The sequence below is a fragment of the Promicromonospora sp. NPDC057138 genome (genome assembly GCF_042670845.1).
Classification (GTDB): Bacteria; Actinomycetota; Actinomycetes; order Actinomycetales; family Cellulomonadaceae; genus Promicromonospora.
In genome coordinates, this window is record NZ_JBHUUX010000146.1 from 1 (window position 1) to 1,131 (window position 1,131).

Consider the following 1,131-nt stretch of genomic DNA (forward strand, 5'->3'; position numbering starts at 1 on the left):
GGCTCGGTCCGGCCAGGCACCTGCCGGGTCTCCCGGTCGGGCTACTACCGGTGGATCGCCGGCACCGGGGCCCGTGCCGCGCGGCAGGCCGAGGAGGACGCCCTGGTCGAGGAGATCCGCGAGATCCACGCAGGGCACAAGGGGACCTACGGCGCCCTGCGTGTCCATGCCGAACTACGCGCCTTCGGACACACCGTGAACCACAAGCGGGTGGCGAGGCTGATGCGCAAGCACGGCATCGTCGGCCGCCACCTGCGGCGCAAGAAGCGCACCACTGTCCCGGACCCTGTCGCGCCGCCGGTGCCGGACCTGTTGCAGCGGGATTTCACCGCCGAGTACCTGGACGAACGCTGGTGCGGCGACATCACGTACATCCAGGTCGGCGCTGCCTGGCTCTACCTCGCTTGTGTGATCGATATCCGCTCGCGCCGCGTGGTCGGCTGGTCGATGGCCGCCCACATGCGCGCCTCGCTGGTCATCGACGCTCTCGAGGCAGCGGTCGCCGCCCGTGGCGGGAACGTCACCGGCGTGATCTTCCACGCGGACCACGGGGCCCAGTACACCTCGGCCGCGTTCGCGCAAGTCTGCGGCCGGTACGGGATCCGCCGGAGCATGGGCCGAGTCGGCTCGTCCTACGACAACGCCCTGGCAGAGAGCCTGTGGCAGAGCCTCAAGCGCGAGGCCATGCACAGCGGGCTGTTCCAGACGATGAGCCAGGCGAGGCTGGAGATCTTCCAGTGGCTCACCTACTACAACGCCCGCCGACGCCACAGCGCGCTGGGCTATCTCTCGCCGCTGGAATTCGAACAGCAGCACCATGCCCCGACTATGCTCTCCCTCGCGGCATGAAACCCCTGTGTCCACCTTCCGGGGGTCACCTCACTACCGCCTCGGCCACCGCCCGCACCAGCTGCGCGCCCGCCGGCAACGCCACACCCGCCAGCACGCCACTCTCCCCCACCGGCACTGCGGACGGCGCCGTCGACTTGGAGCGCGGCGGCCGGCGCGCATCTACCTCCGCCGCACCGCCCTCACGCGCTCCGGCCAAGGCGAGGTCAGCAACGACCAGCAGCGGGTTCCCAACGGGGGTGAACGTGCGAAGAGAGAGACGCGACGACGCGGATGTCATCG

At 70.0% G+C, this 1,131-nt stretch carries 2 protein-coding genes; one reads left to right on the top strand and one right to left on the bottom strand.

Annotated elements, in window-relative coordinates; genetic code table 11:
- A partial coding sequence (locus ACFT2C_RS29110; protein ID WP_377210585.1) for an IS3 family transposase occupies nt 1-849 on the top strand: 849 nt, incomplete at its 5' end.
- Between the two features lie 25 nt (nt 850-874).
- On the opposite strand, the gene ACFT2C_RS29115 is transcribed toward ACFT2C_RS29110, so the two are convergent.
- Nucleotides 875-1,131 (bottom strand): hypothetical protein (locus tag ACFT2C_RS29115; RefSeq protein ID WP_377210586.1); only part of this gene is annotated, 257 nt, incomplete at its 5' end.